The sequence below is a fragment of the Allotamlana fucoidanivorans genome (genome assembly GCF_045788535.1).
GTDB classification, from domain to species: Bacteria; Bacteroidota; Bacteroidia; order Flavobacteriales; family Flavobacteriaceae; genus Allotamlana; species Allotamlana fucoidanivorans.
Map to the genome: position 1 here is coordinate 867,974 of NZ_CP074074.1, position 24,006 is coordinate 891,979.

24 protein-coding genes are annotated in these 24,006 nt (G+C 33.0%); 17 read left to right on the top strand and 7 right to left on the bottom strand.

The window, feature by feature from the left end:
* Nucleotides 1–71: 71 nt before the first annotated feature.
* Entirely contained in the window at nucleotides 72–1,637 is a 1,566-nt protein-coding gene (locus tag KFZ70_RS04110) for an IS1182 family transposase (protein ID WP_407515950.1), read from the bottom strand.
* Between the two features lie 241 nt (nucleotides 1,638–1,878).
* On the opposite strand from KFZ70_RS04110, the gene KFZ70_RS04115 reads away from it, so the two are divergent.
* From KFZ70_RS04115 to KFZ70_RS04170, 12 genes are all read left to right on the top strand, one after another.
* Nucleotides 1,879–2,391: a hypothetical protein gene (locus KFZ70_RS04115; protein ID WP_139698879.1), complete on the top strand. Its 513-nt coding sequence runs from the start codon at nucleotides 1,879–1,881 to the stop codon at nucleotides 2,389–2,391.
* Complete coding sequence (locus KFZ70_RS04120; RefSeq protein WP_139698878.1) at nucleotides 2,384–2,935, top strand: STM3941 family protein; 552 nt, start codon at nucleotides 2,384–2,386, stop codon at nucleotides 2,933–2,935. The genes KFZ70_RS04115 and KFZ70_RS04120 overlap by 8 nt, the downstream gene beginning before the upstream one ends.
* Before the next feature lie 196 nt (nucleotides 2,936–3,131).
* Nucleotides 3,132–3,716 carry a hypothetical protein gene (locus tag KFZ70_RS04125; RefSeq protein ID WP_139698877.1) on the top strand — a complete coding sequence of 195 codons (585 nt, stop codon included), beginning with the start codon at nucleotides 3,132–3,134 and terminating at the stop codon, nucleotides 3,714–3,716.
* A gap of 161 nt (nucleotides 3,717–3,877) precedes the next feature.
* Entirely contained in the window at nucleotides 3,878–4,765 is an 888-nt protein-coding gene (locus KFZ70_RS04130) for a hypothetical protein (RefSeq protein WP_139698876.1), read from the top strand.
* 173 nt (nucleotides 4,766–4,938) lie between these two features.
* Complete coding sequence (locus tag KFZ70_RS04135; RefSeq protein ID WP_158293243.1) at nucleotides 4,939–5,451, top strand: hypothetical protein; 513 nt, start codon at nucleotides 4,939–4,941, stop codon at nucleotides 5,449–5,451.
* A 163-nt stretch (nucleotides 5,452–5,614) separates the two neighbouring features.
* Nucleotides 5,615–5,986, top strand: coding sequence for a transposase (locus KFZ70_RS04140; protein WP_099570149.1), 372 nt, complete (start codon nucleotides 5,615–5,617; stop codon nucleotides 5,984–5,986).
* A gap of 50 nt (nucleotides 5,987–6,036) precedes the next feature.
* Complete coding sequence (locus KFZ70_RS04145; RefSeq protein WP_407515954.1) at nucleotides 6,037–6,837, top strand: IS3 family transposase; 801 nt, start codon at nucleotides 6,037–6,039, stop codon at nucleotides 6,835–6,837.
* A 52-nt stretch (nucleotides 6,838–6,889) separates the two neighbouring features.
* On the top strand, nucleotides 6,890–7,249 hold the full coding sequence (locus KFZ70_RS04150) for a hypothetical protein (RefSeq protein WP_139698853.1): 360 nt from the start codon (nucleotides 6,890–6,892) through the stop codon (nucleotides 7,247–7,249).
* A gap of 391 nt (nucleotides 7,250–7,640) precedes the next feature.
* Nucleotides 7,641–8,258: a DUF2846 domain-containing protein gene (locus tag KFZ70_RS04155; RefSeq protein WP_139698854.1), complete on the top strand. Its 618-nt coding sequence runs from the start codon at nucleotides 7,641–7,643 to the stop codon at nucleotides 8,256–8,258.
* Nucleotides 8,259–9,483: 1,225 nt separating this feature from the next.
* Complete coding sequence (locus KFZ70_RS04160; RefSeq protein ID WP_139698855.1) at nucleotides 9,484–9,993, top strand: hypothetical protein; 510 nt, start codon at nucleotides 9,484–9,486, stop codon at nucleotides 9,991–9,993.
* A gap of 190 nt (nucleotides 9,994–10,183) precedes the next feature.
* Complete coding sequence (locus KFZ70_RS04165; protein WP_139698856.1) at nucleotides 10,184–10,888, top strand: hypothetical protein; 705 nt, start codon at nucleotides 10,184–10,186, stop codon at nucleotides 10,886–10,888.
* Nucleotides 10,889–11,018: 130 nt separating this feature from the next.
* A complete protein-coding gene (locus KFZ70_RS04170) occupies nucleotides 11,019–12,476 on the top strand; it encodes a serine hydrolase (protein ID WP_139698857.1) in 1,458 nt (485 codons plus the stop codon).
* A 103-nt stretch (nucleotides 12,477–12,579) separates the two neighbouring features.
* Here KFZ70_RS04170 and KFZ70_RS04175 read toward each other — a convergent pair whose 3' ends face one another.
* Together KFZ70_RS04175 and KFZ70_RS04180 are read right to left on the bottom strand one after the other, a co-directional pair.
* On the bottom strand, nucleotides 12,580–12,849 hold the full coding sequence (locus KFZ70_RS04175; protein ID WP_407515957.1) for a transposase: 270 nt from the start codon (nucleotides 12,847–12,849) through the stop codon (nucleotides 12,580–12,582).
* 637 nt (nucleotides 12,850–13,486) lie between these two features.
* Complete coding sequence (locus KFZ70_RS04180; RefSeq protein WP_233244107.1) at nucleotides 13,487–14,170, bottom strand: SOS response-associated peptidase; 684 nt, start codon at nucleotides 14,168–14,170, stop codon at nucleotides 13,487–13,489.
* A 138-nt stretch (nucleotides 14,171–14,308) separates the two neighbouring features.
* Between KFZ70_RS04180 and KFZ70_RS04185 the strand changes: the two genes are divergently transcribed.
* Nucleotides 14,309–14,491 (top strand): hypothetical protein, encoded by a 183-nt coding sequence (locus KFZ70_RS04185; protein ID WP_139698797.1) that lies wholly within the window; start codon nucleotides 14,309–14,311, stop codon nucleotides 14,489–14,491.
* 385 nt (nucleotides 14,492–14,876) lie between these two features.
* Here the strand turns inward: KFZ70_RS04185 and KFZ70_RS04190 are convergent, their stop codons facing one another.
* The 4 genes from KFZ70_RS04190 to KFZ70_RS04205 form a co-directional block, all read right to left on the bottom strand.
* Entirely contained in the window at nucleotides 14,877–16,850 is a 1,974-nt protein-coding gene (locus KFZ70_RS04190) for a hypothetical protein (RefSeq protein ID WP_139698796.1), read from the bottom strand.
* Nucleotides 16,851–16,994: 144 nt separating this feature from the next.
* Nucleotides 16,995–18,026: an ATP-binding protein gene (locus KFZ70_RS04195; protein ID WP_139698795.1), complete on the bottom strand. Its 1,032-nt coding sequence runs from the start codon at nucleotides 18,024–18,026 to the stop codon at nucleotides 16,995–16,997.
* Between the two features lie 536 nt (nucleotides 18,027–18,562).
* Nucleotides 18,563–19,477 carry a pentapeptide repeat-containing protein gene (locus tag KFZ70_RS04200; protein ID WP_139698794.1) on the bottom strand — a complete coding sequence of 305 codons (915 nt, stop codon included), beginning with the start codon at nucleotides 19,475–19,477 and terminating at the stop codon, nucleotides 18,563–18,565.
* Nucleotides 19,478–19,774: 297 nt separating this feature from the next.
* Nucleotides 19,775–20,002: a hypothetical protein gene (locus tag KFZ70_RS04205; protein WP_139698793.1), complete on the bottom strand. Its 228-nt coding sequence runs from the start codon at nucleotides 20,000–20,002 to the stop codon at nucleotides 19,775–19,777.
* A gap of 97 nt (nucleotides 20,003–20,099) precedes the next feature.
* Here KFZ70_RS04205 and KFZ70_RS04210 point away from each other — a divergent pair, with 97 nt between their 5' ends.
* From KFZ70_RS04210 to KFZ70_RS04225, 4 genes are read left to right on the top strand one after another with little or no spacing between them, the layout of a single operon-like run.
* Nucleotides 20,100–21,677 carry a type I restriction-modification system subunit M gene (locus KFZ70_RS04210; protein ID WP_139698792.1) on the top strand — a complete coding sequence of 526 codons (1,578 nt, stop codon included), beginning with the start codon at nucleotides 20,100–20,102 and terminating at the stop codon, nucleotides 21,675–21,677.
* Nucleotide 21,678: 1 nt separating this feature from the next.
* Nucleotides 21,679–22,860: a restriction endonuclease subunit S gene (locus tag KFZ70_RS04215; RefSeq protein ID WP_139698791.1), complete on the top strand. Its 1,182-nt coding sequence runs from the start codon at nucleotides 21,679–21,681 to the stop codon at nucleotides 22,858–22,860.
* Nucleotides 22,861–22,887: 27 nt separating this feature from the next.
* On the top strand, nucleotides 22,888–23,046 hold the full coding sequence (locus tag KFZ70_RS04220; RefSeq protein WP_407515960.1) for a hypothetical protein: 159 nt from the start codon (nucleotides 22,888–22,890) through the stop codon (nucleotides 23,044–23,046).
* A gap of 10 nt (nucleotides 23,047–23,056) precedes the next feature.
* A complete protein-coding gene (locus KFZ70_RS04225; RefSeq protein ID WP_139698790.1) occupies nucleotides 23,057–24,004 on the top strand; it encodes an Abi family protein in 948 nt (315 codons plus the stop codon).
* Nucleotides 24,005–24,006: the final 2 nt, after the last annotated feature.

Below are 24,006 nucleotides of genomic sequence, written 5' to 3' on the forward strand. Positions count from 1 at the left end.
GAGCCCATAATTTTATAAAAACTTGAATTACAAACGCCTATTTTCAGGGCGTTTGTTGTTTTTGGTAGTTTTCACCATCTAAAATCAAGATGCTTTCTGGGGCTAATAACAAGTCCTATTATGCCTTTATACATGCAAAAATGAGTTTGCAGACTTGCCGCCCCACTTTTACTGTGTTTTTCTATGAATTTCAAGTACTTTTTAAGGTTGTAGGCTATGGCCGAGAGCTGCATACACTTATTAGCTTGCTTAATGCCAATGGTATTGACTTTCCTAAGTCCCATAAACTGGGTTAAGGTTCCAAATACGGGCTCTACTGTGCTTTGTCGCTTGGCTTTCATATAGCGCCCCTGTGGACTATTTACACGCCCAATGTTTCGCTCATACTCCGCGCGGTAATACGTTACGGTGAATTTCTTTTCCTGGGCACTCTTACCTAAACACTCACGGCGGATTGGACAATCGATACACACTTTCTTTGAGGCGCGGTATTCTTTCTTCTTGGTGTGGTTCTTTGTTTCATAAAACACCTTTTTAAAAGGAATGATCTTACCTTGTGAGCAAACATAATAATCTTGGGTTTCATTATAGGTAAACCCGTCTGGACAGCCTTTATAAGTCCCATGTGCCGGAATAAAACTCTTTAAATTCCTCCCTTCCAGAAAGGCGTAATTCTCTCCACTGCTATACCCGGTATCGGCCACACAGTTTTCCCAGACTAATCCTGATCGGCATAAGCGACGTTGTACGCGAACCACGATGTCTGCTAATTGTTGATTATCTTTTCCATCGGCATGATAAGCCTTAATATCACTAATCACATGATGAGCTGTATCTACCGTAAGCTGACTTTGGTAATTCAGCTTTCTGGCTTTACCCGGTTTAACACTAATGCGGGCATCGGGGTCTGTTGGGCTGTAGTGGGTTTTGTTACTGGTATATCTGCTGCCTTTATTGCCCGCTCCGGGACGCTGGTCCTGTTCCTTTGCCCATTTACTGTTTCTGCTTTTTATGGCTTGTAACTCCTTAGCACTGGCCGATAAAGTTTGCTGATCAATATCCGCTTTGTTGCCTTTAGCCTGACGTAGCGGTTGGTCTTTATCACGTTTACTGATATGGCGGATTTTTCGCAGGTGGCTGTCCAAATCTGCTTCTGGGACTTTGAGTTCCAAACTGTCCATAGAAGCATTGGCCTTGACAGGGGCACTGTCAATGGCCTGAGTATGCCCACTGACCATTCCGGCAGATACACAAAGCTCAAAAACTCTGCCAAATACCGCTTCAAATACAGACTCCGGAAACAATCCTCGAGTACGACTGATGGTAGAATGCCATGGTAATTCTTCATCAATATCATAACCTAGAAAATAAAGAATATCCAAACGCATACTGCAATGCTCGATGAGCTTGCGGTCGCTGGTGATGTTTTCCAGATACCCCACCAGACAAAGTTTAAAAAACACCACAGGATCTATGCTCTTTTGACCACTGCTACCATAATATCCTTTGGTTTCTTGATACAGAAACTCTAATTGTAAAACACCCTTTAATCGGCGATAGAAATTGTGCTCTGGTACACGAACACTTAACTGAAAATTGTTGAATAATTTCTCCTGATACTCTTTTTTGCCTTGCATTATTAAACATAAGAATTATAATACAATTTATGAAATTTTATCTTATATTTATCACGTTGTGCAACAGGCACAATGGCTATAAGTAATTGCTTGTTCTCGCCTACTTCTGAAAATCCTAGCGGATTTTCAGTTCGGTGTGTACTTGCTAAATTAAGTGCTAACCCACGCAACTACTCATAGCCGAAACGTTGGCGGTAATATTGAGAGACCGCCGTGCACATGGAATAGACTAAAATAATAAATGAAAAAACAGATATTTTACTTTGGCAAAACAACAAAATGGGATAGGATTACAATTTTCTTGTATTTAGTCTTATCTATTGGATTAACAGTTTATTACAGGAATAATCCTCTTAACTATAAATTGCACAGAGATATTTTATTTGCGTATGCTTTTGGAACGCATTTCTTTCTATATCTGTTTAATTACAAATCCTTGAGAAACCTGAAAGTTTATTTTATTTGGTTCGCCTTTGGACTAATACAGCTGTTTATTTATTTCAAACTAAAAGACATTGATTATTTACAAAATGTAAAAGGACATGCTTCAACAGGACTAAGAAATACCGTTCCTCTGTTGATTCTTTTCCAAATATTACGATTTATAAGTGCAAAAACTCAAGGACAAGAATTAGTAGCTCCTGGCAAAGGTTCAACAACGGACTTGTTTGACGAGAGAAGAATTACAATTATTGACTTTATAGCATTTGCAATTTACATGGCAACAATGATTTTATTATTTTTCTATGACTGAAATTAAACTATATAAATCACCTTGGAAAGCGATAAAGCTACTCGGATTGACTATTCCACTTGTAGCCGTTGGAGTTTGGTTGATTTTAAGAAATGAAAGTAGTCTCTTAGATAGAATTATGGGATGGATTGGTGTTCCGTTTTTCGGATTTGGTTTTTTCTTGGCTTTTTTTCATATGTTCGACAAAAGGCCTCAAATAGTTTTTAATGAAACGGGAATTTGGGATAGGACAATAAAACAAGATTTGATAAGTTGGGAACTTATTAAAAATGCTAATCCACTGGATGTATTCGGACAGAAATTTGTTACGTTGACTGTGGATAAATCATTTAAGCGCAAAAATACTCAATATGGCTGGGCAAAACGATTAGAAAAAAAGGTTGGTTCAACTGGACTAGATTTACAATTAAGCCAGATAAAAATGAAACCTGAGAAAATGACTAATTTTATTAAGGAGATGATTAAGACGGAAGAGTCGAAAAGAGGAACATTGATTAATAAATACTTTGATAGTCAAGGAAATACTACCGCCAACAATGCATAATAGCTTATAAGGCGGGAGGTTTCTTCGTAGATGCATTCTATTTTGCCGCAAGCAACGCCATAAGCATTTGCTTTCGCCCAGATTAATCTTAATTTAGTGCAAAACCAAACGTTATGGCTTATGTGCTTTGCTTTTAACTTTTTACCAATTCATCGCCGTACAAGCCATATGCGGTTACGTTACCACACATTTGAAAATGAAACTAATAGCAATAATTCTGATTATAATTGGAACTACAGTCAAAGCTCTTTTTGGACATTTAGCACTAAATTGGGCTAACTTGGAATCCACTTCATTAATATTATACTTGATTGGATTTACAATATTGATTTATAATTTAGTATCAAGAATAGATAAAAATAGAAAGGAACTTTCATTTAAAAAAAATCCTTTAAAATGGATATTTAGTCGTTCAATTTTTATTTACATTTTAATAATCCCAATTGTAATTGCACTAATTTACCTCGGAGAAAATTTAAATATAAAAATGCAAGAATATTTTCTTGGTCAAGACACAGAAAAGACTGTTGCGACCTTTGTCGGATTTGAGCAACAATCTTACCTGATAAAATACGGACGAGAAACCAAAGAGTTCGCAATGTTTGAATATAAAACACCAAATGGATTAATTAAACAAGGTTTGCCTAAAGAGGAATTTAAACTCAAAAAGAGTAGTTACACCGTTGAAAATAATAAATTGGTAATACCTAATAATATTAAAAATCAAAAAGTAGAAATTGTCTATTCAAAAAGATTTCCGTCAATTTTTAAAATAATATAAAAACGTGTGGTAACAATGTATAACCGCAATTACGGCGGATTCGACTACGTCCGAATCCACTTGGAATTGCTAAAGCCTGTGCTAAACCGAAAATCATTAACTTTAATCCCGTAACTGACGGTTATACGAGACCGTTGGCGGTAATTAAAACAAACTTAACTTTGAGAAATAAAATTAAAATTATAGTGCTCGTATTTGCAATATTTTTGAATGCTTGCGAAACAGAGAAGTCAGAAACTAAGAAGAATTCATCAATAGAAGATAGCCTTTATTTTGGGTATAAACCACCAGGGTTAACCCCCGAAATTTTTGTTCCAAAAAAGAGTACTTCTCAAGATTGGAAATTAGGGAATAGCGATACTCTAGATATGGATGAGTTTTATTTTACCTACACAGGAAACAACCCCTTTGAAAATAAAGTAGTTGTCTATCGGAATGAGGGTAGTTCTTATAAGGTTAATAAGTATAGCTTCGGCCATAACCCTGGTGATAGTAACATCTTATACTCTAGGTGGAACTATATAGAGCGTACAAATTCCGGTTGGTCAAAAATTAAAAGTCTGGGCCCTATGTTTGAAAGGGAAGATTGGGGCATTATGGTAATGTCGGTATCCTCTAAAGGTACTTTTGTTTTTGATGACTATAAAAGTAATGACGTAATCCGAATGTCGAGGATTATAGATGGTAAACGAGAAGAACCAAAACTACTTGGCAAACATATTAATACAGGAAAATGGACAGCTCACCCTTTTATAGCTCCAGATGAATCTTTCATAATATGGGGTAGCGAGCGAGAGGATGGATATGGAATGTCTGATAATTATATTAGTTTTCGACAGCAAGATGGTTCATGGGGTCCCGCAATTAATATGGGAGATAAGATAAATTCAGAACTACAGGAAAATGGTGCAAGATTAACACCTGACGGAAAGTATTTGCTTTTCGGAAGGCATGAAAAAAAAGAAAGGGAAGATGGTAGTACATATTGGGAAACAACAAAATATTGGGTTGATGCCAAGATTATTGAAACCCTTAGACCCCAACAGTGATTTCATGTGAAAATTTAAGCATAGAAAATATGACTACCGCCAACACGGTATATAAAAAATAGTGGTTTAAGTATTTCATTGAAAGTTGTTTTGTAAATTAAGCATTAGTTATAACTGAAAAGTTAGTGCTTTCAAGTCCACTACTTTTCATATACAAAAACGTTGGCTACAATATGAAAATCAAGGCAGATTCCTACATAACGAATATTATAGTTTACCGATTGAGCAATTACTCATACGGAATAGGAATTTTATTGACATTAATACTACTTACTTTTTCCTGGACGAATAAAAACAATACGGAAAACGGAACTGTTTACTTGTTTTTGGGTGTGCTAATTGCTTTATCACTCATGGTCGGACGAATTGCTCGACTTGTTTCGGGTGGATATTTTTGGCACCATATCAAAAACAACTTGAATATAAACCAAAATTCAATTGAATTAGAAAGTAAACGGTATGAATTTGACAAAATAAAGGTGCTTAAATTCAACTTAACGGATTTTGAAAACCGCAAACCTTTTTTGTATAAATATGTACTTAAAGACACGCGGAATATGATAAAATTTAAAACTGACGAAAATATTATTCAAGTCCACTTCAAACCTGAACTTGCATCTGAAAACGAATATTTGACCGAATTAAAAAAAATGTGGAATAAAAATACTGTAGCCAACACCGTATAAAAAAAATTGCTAGTTTTAGCTAAACCAAAGTTAGTTGCTCGTTTGCTAGCTTCTGATTTTCCTTCGGAAAATCCTCGCACACAAACACGCAACTTTCCTTATACATAAACGTTGTAAACAATTTTGACCCGTCCTGAATAAAGGCTACATAATTTCAAACATTATGTACAAAAATGACAAAGTAATCAGACGGTATTCAGAACCTTTTAAACTGAAAATTTTAGACGAACTTACAACAGGAAAACTAAACAAATATCAACTAGGGAAAGCCTACGGTATTGCACCAACTACCATTAATGAATGGATAAGAAAGTACAACCGTAAAGACCTTATGAACACTAGAATAACTGTGAAAACCAAAGACGAAATAACACGCATTAAAGAACTTCAAAAAGAGATTGAACAACTAAAAAAATTGTTGTTAAAGAAAGATCTAGATGCAATGATTCAAGATTCATACCTGGAAGTTGCTGCCGAAGATCTTGGCTATAAATCTGTTGCAGAACTAAAAAAAAAGCTAAATATAGAGCGCTAAGTAAAACCAAAGACAAAGCTAAAGGATTTGCGTCTTTAACCACTATTTGTATGGCTTTCGGGCTTAAACGTGATGCGTACTACAAGTATAAATATAGAGCTGACAAACGTTTAAAACTTGAACAACAGATCATTCAAATTGTGAACCAAAAGCGCAGGTCCTTGCCTAGAGAAGGCGTACGTAAACTCAAAATATCTTTAAAAAATGAGTTTGATAAAGCAAACCTTAAAGTAGGCAGAGACACGCTTTTCAACATTCTTAGAAAACACAATATGCTTATAACCAGAAAGAAACCCAGCTACAGAACTACCAATTCTTTTCATAGGTTTTACAAACATAAAAACATCATAAAAGATGTACTTGTTAATAGACCTAATCAGGTTTGGGTATCGGATATTACATACATCAGAACTGTAAAAGGATTTTGCTACTTGGCCCTTATAACTGACATGTATTCTAGAAAAATCATAGGTTACGACCTTAGTGATAGCCTTGAACTTAGCGGTTGTACCAGAGCTCTTAAAAAAGCATTATATCAAGCTAAAAACACAGAAAACCTAATACATCACTCGGATAGAGGCATACAATATTGTAGCAATATATACACACAAATTTTAAAGAGAAACAACATCAAAATTAGTATGACAGAAGAAAATCATTGCTACGAAAACGCTATTGCTGAACGTGTAAACGGCATCCTAAAAGACGAGTTTTATCTTGACCAGACCTTTGATAGCGTACAACACGCCAAAAGAGCAACAAAAAGTGCAATCAATCTATACAACCAAATTAGATTACATGTATCTTTAGACTATAAAACACCAAATATGGTATATTTAAAAACAGCGTAAATCAATTTTTAACCTGTAGCCATATTTCAGGACTAGACATTTAAGACGAACATTGAAAAAAGCATTAAAATTTGGGTTTTTGATTTTTGGAACGATAATTCTAATCGGATTTGCGTTGAAAGGAAATATCACTCACGAACAATTTGACTCTGAAAAATGGAAAAACTGGACGGAATCAGAAGCTGAATGGTCATTGCGTTGGGATATGATGAATAGTTTGCGAAATAATCACGAACTGCAAGGAAAATCGAAAACGGAAATAATTGAATTATTGGGAATTCCGGAAACAAAATCTGACTCTGAATTTGGTTATTATTTGGGAATGGCAAAACACGGAATTGACACAGGACATTTGACCATCTATTTTGACCAAAACAAAAAAGTATCGCGAATTAAAGTTCATAGAGGATAATATAAATGCTGTACTTTAGAATTGTATTTTTAGTTTTGTTTTTATTGGAATTAAGGTTTCTAAATTTCAAGTACAAACGAGACAAATATATTTGGATTGGAATAGTTTTTATATTCAGTTACTTTGGATACTTTATCTTTTTAATTTATAAAAGAAAATTATTGGTTAAAAGGAAATTTGAACCGAATTTTAATCGGAATAGAATAAAATCAACAGAATAAAAACTGTTTACAACACCGTATATAAAAAATTGCTAGTGTTGTGCTAAAACAAAGGTCGTTGCACGTTTGCTACGTCTGAATTTCCTTCGGAAATTCCTCGCACGCAAACCCGCAACTTTCCATATACAAACACGTTACAAAACATTTAACGAACAAATTAACTAAAAACAATGAAGAAAATTTTTACAATAGCTCTAACATTATTTACTTTTATTTCTTTTTCTCAATCAAACGATTCAGATTATTTAGTAACTGTTGATAACGACACAATTCATTGCAAAATTATTGAATTGAAAAATAAAAAAATCAGTTATACTATAAATGGAGAAAAAGGAAAAAAGAAAAAAAACATATTCAAATTTGCAGATGTACATTTTGCAAATACATCAATAATTAAAAACCCATTAGAAATTAAAATAGAAAAACCTGAACAAGGGTTTGCTCACGTCTATTTTTATAGACCATATGTTTACACAGGCTCTGCACTTGCTTGTAAAGTTGAATATAATGGGAATTCATTCATTAATATTAAAACTCATAGTTACTATTTGCATAAAGTAAAAGCTGGAGAAGTTCATAAATATAACCAGAAAAACCTAAAAAAAGATATTATCGAAATTGACGCAAAAGATGGAGAAATTTATTTTATTCGAGGTTCATTTGGAGGAACAGGAGAGGCTTTTATAAATAATATGAATATGTCAAATTCATTACACATTTTTAAAGATAATCCCAAAGTTGCGGAATACGTTATTTTGACAATGAAAAAAGAAAGTCCTAAATATTAAATCATATGAATTATAAAAAATAATTGCTTGCTTTTACATAATCGGAGCAGTTTCTTTTGCTTCTTGTACGGAAGATGATGAGCCTTGTACTGAAACAGTTTGTCCTGATGGATTTAATAATTGTTTTGAAAAGCCTTGCGAATAAAAGAATAGAAACAAAAAACGTTTTGTAACACCGTATATAATTTATTGCTAGTTCTAGCCTACTTACGAAAATCCTCGCGGATTTTCTATTCGGTTTGTATTTGCTAAATTAGGTGCTTAAAACACGCAACAAACCATATACAAACACGTTGGCAGTAATATAAAACAACAAAAATTGAACTTTAAAAACTGATTTGAAAAAAGCAAACTTCACCATATCAATACTTATTTTTTTGACGAATCTTTATTTCATACCATTCAGTTTCGTAACAATAAAAAATTCGGGTGGAGCAATGGGATATGGTCTATTACTCGTGCCTTTTTCATTATCAATTAACCTGTTACTGATTAGTTCAGGGCTAACTTTTAAAAGGAAATTCAATAAGAGTATCGGACTACTAATTATTAACTCTGTCGGACTTGCTTGGGCTTTATTTTGGCTTTGGTTACTACTTACAACACCCCAAATTGACTGACTTAAATGAAAACAATTATCCTTCAATCTTTAACTTGTTTGATAATCTACCTTTTGATTTGGGGGATTATCCAGCTTACGATTGACGTGATAGGTTGGTCCTTCATGTACCTATTTATAGTAGGCTACTTGATATTTATAGTTTCGACTTCTAGGTATAATTGGATAGTGACTGTACTTCAATTTTTTGTAGTTGGGGTTATCAGCTTCGTTATTATTGGATTTTTATACAATGAAGTTTACGAACCATATATCGAACAGAACTTCCCTCTTTATGAATCTGCTATAGCTACTTCAATTGGACTAATAGAATTGATAATCATAAAACTGCTTTCTGATTCCATATTAAATAAGACTAAACTAAAAACGAAGAAAAGTTTAATAGAAAAAATACTACTGCCAACAAAACCTATACGCAATGCGGGTTGATGCGATAACCGAAAGGTCGGTGATTCTATTCCGCCAAAGCTACGCTTTGACGTTTTTGTTGGATAAATTTAAAAACACAAAACGCAGCTTTGGCTACCGTTCGTGCCAGATTGAAAGTTTCGGCTTTCAAATCCCGCACTGCGCATAGCCAAACCGTTGTAGCATTTTGAGAACTGAATGGAAAACCCAATATATTTAATATTAATTGCAATCATTATTGTTCTGACAATTTGGTTTCTGATTGTGAAATACTTTCTTTATCCATTGTTTTTTAAGCCAAAAATAAAGATATCTGAAATCGTTAACTTTCTTAATGAAAAACAATGTTCATTTGTTGAATATAAAAATCTGAATAAAAAAGAAAGAGAAAGAAATATTTTTGAGCAACCTAAAGGATTGACATTTAATAGTTTTGTTTCTGGAAAATCTGAATATAAAATAATCGGATTTTCTAAAAATGAAAACAAACACAAAATCTATTGGTCTGAATTACAATCTTGGTTTCCACCTTTTGGAAAACGGATTTTGAATTTTATAGAGGAAAAAGACTCTGAATTTCTAAACGAATTGCAAAAAGAATATAATCAAGAAATTATAATCGTGACTGACAAATGTCCTGCCTGTAAAAACGGAATTTTGATAAATGAAACTGAATGCAAAAATTGCGGACTGAATTTAGTCGCTTAATGAATAAAAAAACGTGCTACAACACCGTATAAAAATAATGCTTAGTTTAGTGTTTAATCAAGAGTTCGTGCACTTTTGTTACGTCTGATTTTCCTTCGGAAAATCCTCGCACACAAAACCGCACTATTCTTATACAAAACCGTTGGCAACAAGCTGAAAAAACAATCGTTAGAGAAAACAAATAAGTTTAATGAATGACATTTTAAGCATAGAAAAAGAATTTAAAAATGAAATTGATAATATTTGGAATGACACAAAATATTCAGAAATTGACATTATAGAAAGAGGATACGGAATACACGATAAAATAATTAAAAATTCTATTTTATTTATAGGTATCAATCCATCTTTTACAAAAAAAGCTAAAAACGGAAGTTATTTTATAAATTTAGACCAAGATGCTAAAAGAACTATAGAAGGAAAGCCATATGTATATTTCAAAAAATTTGTTGACATAACAAAAAAAATAAATAATAATTCAAATTCACAGATAAAATGGTCTCATATGGACCTACTATTCCATCGAGAGACTAAACAACATTTTATAGAAAAAATAAAAAAACAGAAAAACGGAATTGAATTCATTAACGAACAATTAAAAATTTCAAGAAAAATTATAATAAAATCTAAACCAAAAATAATAGTTGTATCAAATACTAAAGCTAGAGATTATTTGAAAAATAAAACTAATTGCAGCTTTGATTTTAAATTTGACAATGAGTTAGGAACTGAAATTATTAAAAATAACTCTGAACTAAATAATGTACCTGTTTTTTTTACAAGTATGCTAACAGGCCAAAGAGCATTAGATAATGGTTCTTATGAAAGACTTATATGGCACATTAATTATGTTTTAGAAAAAATAAATAAAAAGCCAGTTGCCAACAATGTATAACCGCAATTACGGCGGATTCGACTACGTCCGAATCCACTCGGAATTGCTAACGCCTGTGCTAAACCGAAAATTAACGCATATTAACCCGTAACTGACGGTTATACGAGACCGTTAGGCACAATTTGAAAAAATGAAGTACACATATTTAGCATTAGTCTTATTAATCATTATTTCTGGATGTAAGTCTTCCGTAAAACTATCAGAAAAGAAAGATGACAAACAAGACTTAATAAACTTTTTATTTCAAGATTATATAGGAGAAAAACCGAGTGCAAGTTTTATTGTTATAAAGGATGGTAAAATAGAAAAATGCCAAAGTTTCGGATATGCAGATTTAGAAAACAAAATACTTGCCAATTGCGAAACTAATTACAGAATTGCTTCTGTAACAAAACAGTTTACTGCAATGGGAATTTTGATTTTAATAAGTCAAGGGAAATTAAATTATGATTCTAAACTGACAGAAATAATACCAGAATTCCCAGATTATGGAAAGGAAATTACAATTAAAAACCTAATGACTCATAGGTCTGGTTTACAGTCTTACAATAGATTATATCCAAAAGATTGGGAAAAACAGCTTGTTGATAAAGACGTGCTTAATCTTTTAATGAAACAAGATAGTTTGTCGTTTCCTGCAAACTCTAAATTTAGGTACAGTAATTCAGGATATGCTGTTTTGGCTATGATTATAGAAAGAGTTTCTGGCAAAACCTACAAAAAATTTATGGACGATGAGATTTTTAAAAAGTTAGGGATGACTAATAGTACTGTGTACTTAAATGACTTAAAAATAAAAAATCGTGCATATGGTTATAATTTGATAAAAAATAAATTTGAAAAGAAAGACCAAACTAAATTTACCGCAGTTCAAGGAGATGGAGGAATTTATTCATCTGTTAGTGATTATGCTAAATGGGATAAGGCTTTGTATGATGAAACTCTTGTTAGTAAAGATTTACTCGATGATGCGTTTTCTAATTGGGACGAAAATGGAAAAACCGATGGAAATGGCTATGGGTTTGGTTGGTTTATAGACGAAAAAAATGACAAAAAATATTTGCTTCACAATGGAAGCTCAAGAGGTTTTCTAACTACAACGTTAAGAATTCCATCTGAAAAAATTACAGTAGCAATTTTTTCAAATTACGGAAATTTAGGAGGTCTAAAAAGAAAGGCTTTATTTTTAGCTAGTCTCTTTTCTGATTACAAAGCACCTATGCCTGCTGAACTGGCACTAAAAAAAGATATTGAGGATAACGGAATAGAAAATTTTACAACCAAATTTAACCAACTAAAATCTGACAATAGTAAATACGATATTGTAAATGAGGAGTTACTTTATTTAGGCTTTGGTTTTTTTAACAAAGAACCCGAAAAATCAAAAGGAATATTTGAACTAATCAAATCTGAATATCCAAATTATTTTGGAGGATACTATGGATTAGGACAATACTATGCCTATAAAACTGAAAATAATAATGAGTTAGCTATAGAAAATTATAAAAAAGTAGTTGAACTAAATCCGTCGAATGAACAACGACTGGTTAATCGTTCGAAGAACATGATAAATAAATTAAGTGAATAAAAACTGTGCCTAACAATGGTAGCCGTTGCACGAGCCCATAATTTTATAAAAACTTGAATTACAAACGCCTATTTTCAGGGCGTTTGTTGTTTTTGGTAGTTATTCACCATCTAAAATCAAGATGCTTTCTGGGGCTAATAACAAGGCCTATTATGCCTTTATACATGCAAAAATGAGTTTGCAGACTTGCCGCCCCGCTTTTACTGTGTTTTTCTATGAATTTCAAGTACTTTTTAAGGTTGTAGGCTATGGCCGAGAGCTGCATACACTTATTAGCTTGCTTAATGCCAATGGTATTGACTTTCCTAAGTCCCATAAACTGGGTTAAGGTTCCAAATACGGGCTCTACTGTGCTTTGTCGCTTGGCTTTCATATAGCGCCCCTGTGGACTATTTACATGTGTGGTGTGTTTTTGTGTGGTTTTAAGTAGGGTATCGCAGTTTTAAGCTGTAAGTTATGGTGTTGTGTGGTGTTGTGTGGTTTTATGTAATATAGGATTTATTCTTTAATTTTTTGTTGTGTTTCATGGTAGTTTTAAGTAGGGTATCGCAGTTTTATGCTGTGTAGTATGGTGTGTGTGGTGTTGTGTGGTTTTATGTAATATGGGATTTATTCTTTGATTTTTTTTGTTGTGTTTTATTGTGGTTTTAAGTAGGGTATTGCAGTTTTAAGCTGTAAGTTATGGTGTTGTGTGGTGTTGTGTGGTTTTATGTAATATAGGATTTATTCTTTAATTTTTTGTTGTGTTTCATGGTAGTTTTAAGTAGGGTATCGCAGTTTTATGCTGTGTAGTATGGTGTGTGTGGTGTTGTGTGGTTTTATGTAATATGGGATTTATTCTTTGATTTTTTTTGTTGTGTTTTATTGTGGTTTTAAGTAGGGTATTGCAGTTTTAAGCTGTGTAGTATGGTATGTGTGGTGTTGTGTGGTATTTTGAGGTGTAGTGTAATGCATGTGAAGTACGGTCAAAAAAATATCTGGTATGCATTATGCTATGCATTAATCAGTCATTAGAAAAGATTATTCAGTTCCGGGTAAATAACCTCATTAGATATTTCTTCTACATTTCCTTTATATTCTTTGCCTCTTAATTTGGAAACAGTGTGAGATGATAATTCTGCTTCAGGAAAAGGCCTAATTATTGATTTTACCTCTCCAAACTCTAATCCTCCGGCTATCTGAACTAACCACTTATCTTCATCCTCCTCATTTAAAATTAAAGGCATTCTTGGACCTTTTAATTTAGGATTGTTGTGTATTCTAGCCATCATAGGATTGCCTTCGGTAGTGACTATAGAAAATGTGTATTCCCTTCCACCATTATCTTTTCTCCATTCAGTCCATAATCCCGTTAAAGCTAAAGGTTCACTATCTTTTCTATAAATAAAATAAGGGTATGTTTTCTTTTCAAAATGATGATGCTCATAAAACCCATCAACATAAATTATACATCTGCTATGTCTTGCAGCCTCTCTAAATGAGGGTTTTTCAAAAAAAGTTTCACTTCTGGCATTCAATGTATTATTCCAAAGCTTTTTGCCTGCTTCATCATTTTCAACCCAATGTGGAACTAAGCCCCAGGTGGCTACAATAGGAAACTCTGGAGATTCATCTGTATAAATAAGTAATTCAGGATGACTAAATCCGGAGGCATGGTAAATTGGTAAATCCGTTAAAGGAACTAATCTTTCCATTATTTCCTCAACAGCTCCCAAATCTCCTTTTCTTTCAGCTCTTTTTAACTGGGCTCTAATGAAGCTTTTATATCATAACACATGCTTAAATTTACTAATTTCTCCAAAAAGTATTAACTTTAATTAGTCGTAAAAATTATGAAATTCATTGACCTAAAAGATGATACACCAAAAGATTACAATACCTATTTGGTATTGGTAAGAACAGTCTTTTCATCTAAACAAAGAATGGTTTATGCAAAATGGTCAGACAATGGTTTTGTTTTGACCAAATCAGTACTTTTTAATGATGAATACATCCAAGGTTTTATGGTAGAATGATAGTGGACTTGCAATAAAAAAGTGGACAATTAATTGCGAGATTTAAGCGGCTACATTTTTATTGCAAGTCCAGGCATCGCCAGACGAGAAAAAGAGAGGTCAAATCAGTATACGCTGAATCTTTTGTTTGGGAGCCAAAGTTTCGAATGTCAATCATAATCAACCGTTTCCATTTAACCACAAATCTTCAAACAATTTAATCGTTTGGTTCGAGAATAAGTCAATGTGGTGTACTTGTAAAAACCATAACATGCTTACTCAAAGTGTTTTATGGTTTTTTATTTGTTCTTTTGCCGAAATTTTGCCGAAAACATATCGTTATTCTTAATTAATTTCGAAACAAAAACCGTAATATTTTAGTGCTACGGTTTGTTTAACTACTCCCTTAATTCGCCTTTTCTTTCTGCTTTTGTATTGTATTTGAAATTTGTAAATCATCATCTATTTTCAACAAAGTCAAAACAACCAATTTCAGATATGTGAAATATGCATATTCGTGTTTTTCGATTTCTTCTGGATTAGCTTGCGTTCCGTGCAAGTAACGGTTTCGTAAATCCAATCCATTCGTGAACTCGCTTTTGTTTAGAAAAAAATTGAAGTATGACTGCTCTGGTTTAGAAAATAATGAACTCTCAAAGAGAACAATATTTTCCTTTTGCATTTGTAAAGCTTCTCTTTGAAACTCTATAGGATAACGATAAAAAGACGAAAACTCATTGTCGTACAGGTCTTTAAATATGAATAGACGTGCTGGATTTGTTACTTGAATAAAGCCGTCGTCATCAATTACGATGAAATTTCTTTCAATTAAGTAATTTAACTGTAATTTTTGATGTTCTTGATAATTGCTGAAATTAACTTTTGCATTTACAAGTAAGTCAAAGAATGTATGGTACTTATCTTCCTTAAATGGTTCGACATAAGCAAGAAGTGTTTGGTCAGAAAAAAATAGATTTGAACATCCAACCATTTCTTTATTATCATTATTGAAATAGACGTATTTATTTTGGACAAGACTTGGAATACTCTTAATTGTGGTTGGTGAGGATGATATTTGTAAAAGTTCAAAATCTATCTCTCCATCTTCAACATAAAGTTTAAATTGTTTTAAAATTGACTCAAATTCAGGTGCAAACAATCTTACTTTTTCAAAAAATGTATTTGTTGGTTTAGGAGTGGCAAAACGAGCATTGTCCGCAAATCCGTATAGTTCTTGAAATACCTCTGTATAAACAAAATGTAAAATATTTTCTAATGAAGTGTTTAATTCAGTAATAATTTTGTTGTAGCCATAAATTTGGCCACGAGATGTCATTTCTGATAAAGAAAATCCCGTACCGATTTTGTATTCATTTTTAGAATGAACACCCATAATTTTTTCAAATAAACCTAACTGACTTTTTTTGCTAACAAGATTTATTCTGTTTTGATTATCAATAAATTCAAAGAGCAATTTAAAATTTTGATATAGTTGGTAAGGGTGATTGTTTTTCTTTATAAATTCTGAACTGTAAGCATAATGAGTCACAAGATTTTCGTCTATATGAACATCTTTTATTTTATCTACATTTTCTGAAAAGCCAACAGAGACACCAAAACTCATTCCTCCTTTGTCGGCAAAGAACTTTTCCGTTTCACTTTTGCGCAATCGTTTTGCTTTTAGTCTTGTTTTATCTGAAATTCTGAAATCATTTCTGTTTCTTGCATTTTCAATTAAGCCAATGTAGTTCAGATTTGTATCTACTGAATCTAAATATTTTGATATTATACTTTCTTTGTCAGAAATGGTCAGACTTTTAGGAATATACTTTTGGTTTCTCTTTAACTCCACTTCTGTCTCATAAACTGAGAGCAAAATTTCAGCAGATCCAGGATAATCTAATAAAAAGTTTTTGATTTCTATATTGTAATGAGTTACTAAAACTTTATGAGTTAAAATCTCATGTATTAAATGATGATCAATTTCTAGAATTTTGCTAAACTTTGATTTTGAAATTTGTTTATAAAGTGAGTGATTACATACTATTTCCCAAAATGATTGAATATAATCGAATAAAGTCTGCTCGTATATTTTGATGACATTTTTGTCATTTATATTTGCAAAATAGTTCCCAACTTTTTGGCCATATTTTTTGGCTTTTTGTTTAAACTCTTCAATTTCTTCTTGTGTCCAACTTTTTAAATATATTTCGTTGTCAAGATATTTCTTTATGCTGTAAAGCTCTATAACCTCATTGATGTCAGTGTAGTTTGATTTAATTTCAGTTCTCAAAATTTTTTCTCCTTTTGAGAGTTGATGTAGGCCTGCCAAATCTTCTACAGAATAAAAATAAACTCTATTTAAGTCGTGCTGATGCATATTTCAAGTGGAAGTTTTTTTGTGTGATAACTATCGGCTTTAGTTAAGACTAGTTAGCCGAAAAATCCAGCCGTTTGATATATACTTTTATTTTGGTGTGGCACAAAACCACGATAAATTATGGCCATCTTTGTTACAGTGCTTTTATCGTTTTAGTATATGCTCTAATAGATTTTCTCTTGTTGTCCCAAGTTCTTTTTGCCTTTCAGCTGATAATATGTTTTCTCTTTTGCTCTCAAATAAACCAACAGGATTATTAGCTGCTATTGGACCACTAAAATCTAACTTGTAATCTGAGATTTTTAATGGTGATTGTTTTCCTCCAAATGTGAGAATCAAAGTCATTTTATTATTGTAGTTGTCTGCTAAATCCTCCATATTAAATACAAGTCTTTGAGTGTTTATGTCGGGTGCACCAAAATGCAGAATATCATTCAAATCTTTATGAACATACATATGTCCTTTCATCGTGTAGTATTTTGCAAGTTGAGGATTTCGACTGCCTGCAAAGATTGCTGGTCCACACATTAGCCTATAAGTCAGATTATATTCATTTTGAAGTTCTGAAAAATTAATCATTAGAATTGATATATCAAGATATGCTTCTCCTGTTGGTAGATGCCCAAATCTATCAAGATTGATGTAACCTTCAATATTTGGATAAGATATTTTTTTAAATAATGCTTCGACTAGATAATGCGGAGCTGGTTTTGTTTGTCCGTCAAGTCGAGCCCAATATGTATTTTTAAATTGGTGCGGACTATAGTTGCTGATTTGAGTTTCAAAAACATATAAATATTTACCCTCTTGTTCAATAATATTAACGTTGATATTTATAGGTAGAGGAGTTATTGAATCCGATACCTTACTAATTAGAGAATCTTTTTCTTTAAGTTCAGTAACAAGGGAAAGCTCTCCTTGAAAAACAACTTTTTCTTCTACTTTTTGTCCTAGTGGAGCTCCCCAAATCAATATTCCGCCATTCGAATTTAGAAATGCGCAAATTCCTCTAATTACACCTACTAGATTTTTGCTGAAATCACCAAAATCAGGATGAAAAGCTTTGAATTCAATTTTATCTGATTCTTCTTTCTCCTCTTTAAAGAAATTTAAAATATCCTCATATGTAATGTCATTTAAATCTTTTCCGAAATATTGTTGTGAATAATTGGTCATAGTGTCCAGTAACGGCTTTAGTTAAGATTAGGGTACAGTAAAACCCAAAGAATTCTTCGGATAGTAGACCAAATATAGTAAAGAAAGAGGAATTTTCTGCCGAAAACTCCGAAGCAATTAATTTTAAAAGTTGTTCCTAATTCATGAATATTTCTGAGGCTGAAATTACAAGTTGGATGTTTATTTTAACTAAAAAATCCGCTAGGACAAGAAACAGCAATCTTAAAAAGTGTTCTGCATTACCTAACGGACAAAACAAAAATACATAAAACCACCTAAATCACACAATATACATGTGTGTTTTAATTAAGAATAAATCCCTATTGAATCAGGAGTTTCAATAATATTATATAAAACACCAAACACAACACAATATGTGCAAGTTTGTATTGAGAGCTCGTAGAACTTTTTGAATTAATTATGGCCTTTTAAGTCACTGAAGTAGTACTAAATTATTTCACGTGTTACCACATAAGCCATGAATAAAACCCAAAACTTTGCTACCCACCACAAATCACATAACCTATGTGAAATTTTCATTCTTTAAAATATCCTGTAATTTCTTTAATCGTTTTTATGTATGCAACGGCTGCAACTAATTCATCATCTAAGTCATCATCTGTACATTGCGGATAAATTTCAGTGGTTGGGTAATCGTTTTTCACTTCAGCAATAAATTCATTAGAGGTCATGCGCAGCGGGCGAACCTGTTTGGGTTCTGCATATCCATACTCTCTATAATTCCACCAAACCACATCAAAATCTAATGAATACAAAATTGTGCTATTCGCGTTTAATATAATGCTATATCTGTAATCCATATTTTCAAACCACATTTCTTCTGTGTTTTTAATATTCCATAGATACAGTTGTGACAAATCTTTGAGCCCATCTAACCTACATTCATTAAACACCAAATCTATCAATGACACATCTTGACACCATCTTTCTTTTTTACCTTCATAAATGGCAACATGGTCAAACAAACTATTTCTAAAAATGGCCTCTTTTATAAATGGCACATAAAAACTGACTCTAATTAAATGACTGTTTTCAATTCTTAAATTGGCTAAGTTACAGCGGTCAATTTGGCCATAATCTATTTTTGTTTTTTGAATAACAACATTAGCTGCTTCACAATTTGTGGCATTTAAGTCTGAAATAATAGAATTTTTAATTTTACAACGCGAAATATCACAGCTTTCAAATCTTAAAGTAGCCGTACAATTTTTAAACGCGTTATTTACCATCTTGCAGTTTTCAAAAGACAGTTCATTAAAGCTGGCACGTTCCCAGTTCACATTATTAATGTCCTCGCCTACAACATGCAACTTAGAAAGGTCTACACCAATAGCTATGGCTTCTACTAAAACTGACCTGTAATTGGGAAACATTTCTGATGTTGGCAATTTATAAATTATCTTCCCTTCTTTTGATACTAATTGAATCATAAAACTTTATTGAAACCTTTTTCACCACGCATAAATCACCTAAACACCACACAAAACCACTTATATACTACACAACAAAACACAACAATATGCACATGAATACCACTTAAAACCACTTAAATACCACTCATGCTTAAACATGAAAAACACTTAACTACAACTCAAACCACTTGGTAAAACTACTCAAAGCACTTACAATTTTGGTATATTTATTTTTTGGAACCACTTAAACACCTCTTAAACACCTCTTAAACCATTCAACTACTACTTAACTTCACTTTCGTTTCACACGTGCCGTTAAACCGTCTTAAAACCTACATCGTTAACCGTGTATTCATCTTGAATGCCTTGTTCAATGATATAAAGCTGTTTACCCAGTAATTCGGCTTCCTCTAATAGTGGAAATAAATCATCGCCCAAATGCACCATTAAAGTTTCTAACAGTTGAGCGTAAACATCGTGTGCATTACCCAAAAAATCACGCTTCCTAGTGTGCTTAAAAAACAGCTGTTCTCCTGTATTCATTTATTAACATTTTTTATCAAAACTTGAAGTCCAAAAACGCCCTGTTTTCAGTTAAGATTGATATTTTTATGCAATACTTATCAATTGTACGAAATTCATGTCAGAAAATCAAAAAAAACAATTAGAACAACAACTCTGGAATATCGCCAATACCCTTAGAGGGAAAATGGATGCCGATGAATTTAGAGACTACATACTAGGATTTATCTTTTACAAGTACCTAGCAGAAAAAATGGAAATCTTTGCCGATGATATTCTAAAACCAGACGGAATCACATACACATCCATAGACGAAACTACAGAAGAAGGACAAGAATACCTAGAAGCCATACAAGAAGAAGCCATAGAAACACTAGGGTACTTCTTAAAACCAAGTGAGCTATTCGGTCAAATAGCACAAAAGGGAAACAGCGACACCGAAGGACTATCCAACTTCATTATAGAGGACCTACAAAAAATCCTAATCAACATCCAAAACAGCACAATGGGTACAGAGTCCGAAGAAGACTTCGACAACCTATTTGAAGATATGGACTTAAACAGTACCAAGTTAGGAAAGACACCCGAAGCGCGTAACGAAATTATTGCAAGGGTATTAGCACATTTAGACAAGATAGATTTCAAATTAGAAAACGCAGAGATAGATGTACTAGGTGATGCTTACGAATACCTAATCGGTCAATTCGCATCAGGTGCAGGTAAAAAAGCTGGAGAATTTTATACCCCTCAAGAGGTCAGTATCATTTTGGCAAAGATTGTAACTACAGGCAAAACCAAACTAAAATCCGTATACGACCCAACCTGTGGTTCGGGTTCGTTATTACTACGTGTGGCCAAAGAAGTAGACGAAATCAACGACTTTTATGGGCAAGAGCTAAACCGTACGACTTACAACCTAGCGCGTATGAATATGATATTACACGATGTACACTATCGTAAGTTCGATATCAAACAAGAAGACACCCTAGAAAGACCGCAACACATAGACCACCGTTTCGAAGCCATAGTAGCAAATCCACCATTCTCAGCTAAGTGGAGTGCCAACCCACTTTTCACATCAGACGATCGTTTCAGCCAGTATGGTAAACTAGCGCCGAAGTCCAAAGCAGATTTTGCCTTTGTACAACACATGGTGCATCACCTAGCAGAAAACGGTACTATGGCAATAGTATTACCACACGGAGTATTATTCCGTGGTGCAGCAGAAGGACACATTCGTCAGTATCTTATTGAAGACCGCAACTATTTAGATGCAGTTATCGGCTTACCGGCAAACATCTTCTACGGTACTAGTATTCCAACCTGTATTTTGGTATTCAAAAAATGTAGAGAAAACCCAGACGATATCCTATTTATAGATGCCAGTGGTGAGGACAACTACGAAAAAGTAAAAACACAAAACATTCTTAGAGAAAACCACATTGCTAAGATTGTAGAAACCTACCAAAACCGTACTACTATTGATAAGTTCAGTTACGTAGCGTCTATGGACGAAATCAAAGAAAACGACTACAACCTAAATATCCCACGTTATGTAGACACTTTTGAAGAGGAAGAACCAATAGACATTCAAGCAGTCGCACAGACCTTAAAAGACCTAGATACAGAGATTGCAGATACAGACAATACCATTGCCGACTTCTGTAAACAATTGAACATTCAAACACCTTTTTAATATGGAAGCACAAAACACACCACAGCTAAGGTTTCCTGAGTTTGAGGGAGAATGGGAAGTAAAAAAGATTAATGATATAACTTCAAAAGTAGGTAGTGGTAAAACACCAAAAGGAGGTGTTGAGGTGTATCAAGATAATGGTATACCGTTTATAAGAAGCCAAAATGTAATTGGCAATTCATTGATTCTAGATAAAACTCATATCTCCCAAGAAATACATAACTCAATGAAAGGGAGTAAAGTTTTACCTAACGACATTCTACTTAACATAACTGGTGGCTCGATTGGTAGAAGTTGTGTTGTTCCATCTGATTTTTCTGAAGGTAATGTAAACCAACATGTATGTATTATTCGCTTAAAAAGTAATAATAGTTATTTAATTCAATTATTACTTAGTTCCCATAATGGAAGTAAACAAATATTTCAAGGTATGGCAGGTGGTGGTAGAGAAGGAATAAATTTTCAAGCTATCAGAAATTTTAAATTTATTATTCCGAAGACCCTCCCAGAACAACAAAAAATAGCCAATTTCTTAAGTTCGGTAGACAAAAAGATTGACCTACTAACACAAAAAAAACAAGCCTTAGATCAATACAAAAAGGGAGTCATGCAAAAAATATTCTCCCAACAAATCAGATTCAAAGACGATAACGGAAACCCTTTCCCAAACTGGGAAACTAAAAAGTTGGGAGAAGTTTGTCAGATTAAAAAAGGGGAACAATTAAATAAAGAGCTATTATCTGATAATGAAGAATATCCAGCAATAAATGGTGGTATTAATCCTTCTGGCTATACTTCCAAATATAATTGTAATGAAAATACTATAACAATAAGTGAAGGTGGAAATTCATGTGGTTATATAAATTACATAACACAAAAATTTTGGTTAGGTGGTCATTGTTATTCTTTAAAAGAATTAAGCGGTTACATATATGACTTGTTTTTGTTTCAGTATTTAAAAGTTAATGAATTAAAAGTAATGTCTTTAAGAGTTGGTTCTGGTTTACCTAATATTCAGAAAAAAGATATTTATTCTTTTAAGATAGATATCCCATGCCTAGAGGAACAACAAAAAATAGCCAACTTCTTATCAGCCATAGATAAAAAAATAGAGTCGGTAAACACCCAACTCCAAAACACACAAACCTTCAAAAAAGGCTTGTTACAACAAATGTTTGTGTAGTAGCGTATGTTAAGTTTTTTAATAAAAATGTTAATATCTATTGTAATTACCAACAAAAGTGATAATTTTGGGGTATCAAAACATGCATATGTGCGTGTTTACATAGCTTTAGAAAGTACATATACTAACAATAATACACCTTCCATGCCTCTTTACAATGCACACTCGGAAGGTTTTTTCTTTTAAGACTATGGCTATGACAAAAAAGAAATATACCAAACCACCAATATCTTTTCAGGATCAAATAATCAAACTTCAACAAAGAGGTTTAACAATCAATGATTACGATAAGGCTTTAACCTACCTGCAAAGCATCAGTTATTATAGGTTAAGTGCTTATTTTTTACCCTATCAAAAAGTTAAAGATACGTTCAATGCTGGTGTAAATTTTTCTCAAATCATCCATACATATATGTTTGATAAAGACCTTCGTCTTTTAACATTTGATTGTATAGAACGTTTGGAAGTTGCTATTAGAACGCAATTTACTTACCGTATGGCACTAACTTATAATGATGCACATTGGCAAGACAACCAAACGCATTTTGTAAATCCATACCGTAACAAAGTAGGTCGTTTGGTAGACCCATACACAGATTTACAGAACATTATTTCAAAAGCCAAAACAGCCCGCAAACCTGAAGTGTTTATAAAACATTATACAGATACTTACGAGTCTCCTGCCAACCCACCTGCCTGGATGTGTTTTGAGTTATTAACTATGGGAGAGTTGTCTCATTTTTATCGTGGCTTAAAGCAGGTTGAAGACAAAAAGCGTATTGCCAGTTATTTTGGTGTGCATTATAGAGTATTTACTTCTTGGTTGCATAGTTTAACCTATGTTAGAAACTTATGTGCACATCATTCTAGACTTTGGAATAGAGATTTAGCCATTGAACCTATGAGGTTATTAAAACCCAAAGGCGATTGGATAGGCAAAGGTTTTGAAAATAACAAACGTGTGTTTTATTTTTTATCGGTAATAAAATACATGCTTAATAGGGCAAACCCCAATAATAACCTATCAAATAATTTAGAAGATTTATTTAATAAATATCCTACTGTACCTGTACAGTATTTAGGAATTCCCTCAGACTATCAGGGTAATATACTATCTTGGAGAAACGAACCGCTTTGGAATTAATT

Excerpts from the sequence above, each read along its gene's own strand:
- KFZ70_RS04115 (WP_139698879.1), top strand. The coding sequence starts at position 1,879 with ATGAAAAAACAGATATTTTACTTTGGCAAAACAACAAAATGGGATAGG.
- KFZ70_RS04220 (WP_407515960.1), top strand. The coding sequence starts at position 22,888 with ATGTTAATATCTATTGTAATTACCAACAAAAGTGATAATTTTGGGGTA.
- KFZ70_RS04195 (WP_139698795.1), bottom strand. The coding sequence starts at position 18,026 with ATGACCAATTATTCACAACAATATTTCGGAAAAGATTTAAATGACATT.
- KFZ70_RS04180 (WP_233244107.1), bottom strand. The coding sequence starts at position 14,170 with ATGGAAAGATTAGTTCCTTTAACGGATTTACCAATTTACCATGCCTCC.
- KFZ70_RS04175 (WP_407515957.1), bottom strand. The coding sequence starts at position 12,849 with ATGAAAGCCAAGCGACAAAGCACAGTAGAGCCCGTATTTGGAACCTTA.
- KFZ70_RS04135 (WP_158293243.1), top strand. The coding sequence starts at position 4,939 with ATGAAAATCAAGGCAGATTCCTACATAACGAATATTATAGTTTACCGA.
- KFZ70_RS04170 (WP_139698857.1), top strand. The coding sequence starts at position 11,019 with ATGAAGTACACATATTTAGCATTAGTCTTATTAATCATTATTTCTGGA.
- KFZ70_RS04145 (WP_407515954.1), top strand. The coding sequence starts at position 6,037 with ATGGCTTTCGGGCTTAAACGTGATGCGTACTACAAGTATAAATATAGA.
- KFZ70_RS04215 (WP_139698791.1), top strand. The coding sequence starts at position 21,679 with ATGGAAGCACAAAACACACCACAGCTAAGGTTTCCTGAGTTTGAGGGA.
- KFZ70_RS04210 (WP_139698792.1), top strand. The coding sequence starts at position 20,100 with ATGTCAGAAAATCAAAAAAAACAATTAGAACAACAACTCTGGAATATC.
- KFZ70_RS04200 (WP_139698794.1), bottom strand. The coding sequence starts at position 19,477 with ATGATTCAATTAGTATCAAAAGAAGGGAAGATAATTTATAAATTGCCA.
- KFZ70_RS04125 (WP_139698877.1), top strand. The coding sequence starts at position 3,132 with ATGAAACTAATAGCAATAATTCTGATTATAATTGGAACTACAGTCAAA.
- KFZ70_RS04110 (WP_407515950.1), bottom strand. The coding sequence starts at position 1,637 with ATGCAAGGCAAAAAAGAGTATCAGGAGAAATTATTCAACAATTTTCAG.
- KFZ70_RS04155 (WP_139698854.1), top strand. The coding sequence starts at position 7,641 with ATGAAGAAAATTTTTACAATAGCTCTAACATTATTTACTTTTATTTCT.
- KFZ70_RS04165 (WP_139698856.1), top strand. The coding sequence starts at position 10,184 with ATGAATGACATTTTAAGCATAGAAAAAGAATTTAAAAATGAAATTGAT.
- KFZ70_RS04190 (WP_139698796.1), bottom strand. The coding sequence starts at position 16,850 with ATGCATCAGCACGACTTAAATAGAGTTTATTTTTATTCTGTAGAAGAT.
- KFZ70_RS04185 (WP_139698797.1), top strand. The coding sequence starts at position 14,309 with ATGAAATTCATTGACCTAAAAGATGATACACCAAAAGATTACAATACC.
- KFZ70_RS04225 (WP_139698790.1), top strand. The coding sequence starts at position 23,057 with ATGACAAAAAAGAAATATACCAAACCACCAATATCTTTTCAGGATCAA.
- KFZ70_RS04205 (WP_139698793.1), bottom strand. The coding sequence starts at position 20,002 with ATGAATACAGGAGAACAGCTGTTTTTTAAGCACACTAGGAAGCGTGAT.
- KFZ70_RS04120 (WP_139698878.1), top strand. The coding sequence starts at position 2,384 with ATGACTGAAATTAAACTATATAAATCACCTTGGAAAGCGATAAAGCTA.
- KFZ70_RS04140 (WP_099570149.1), top strand. The coding sequence starts at position 5,615 with ATGTACAAAAATGACAAAGTAATCAGACGGTATTCAGAACCTTTTAAA.
- KFZ70_RS04160 (WP_139698855.1), top strand. The coding sequence starts at position 9,484 with ATGGAAAACCCAATATATTTAATATTAATTGCAATCATTATTGTTCTG.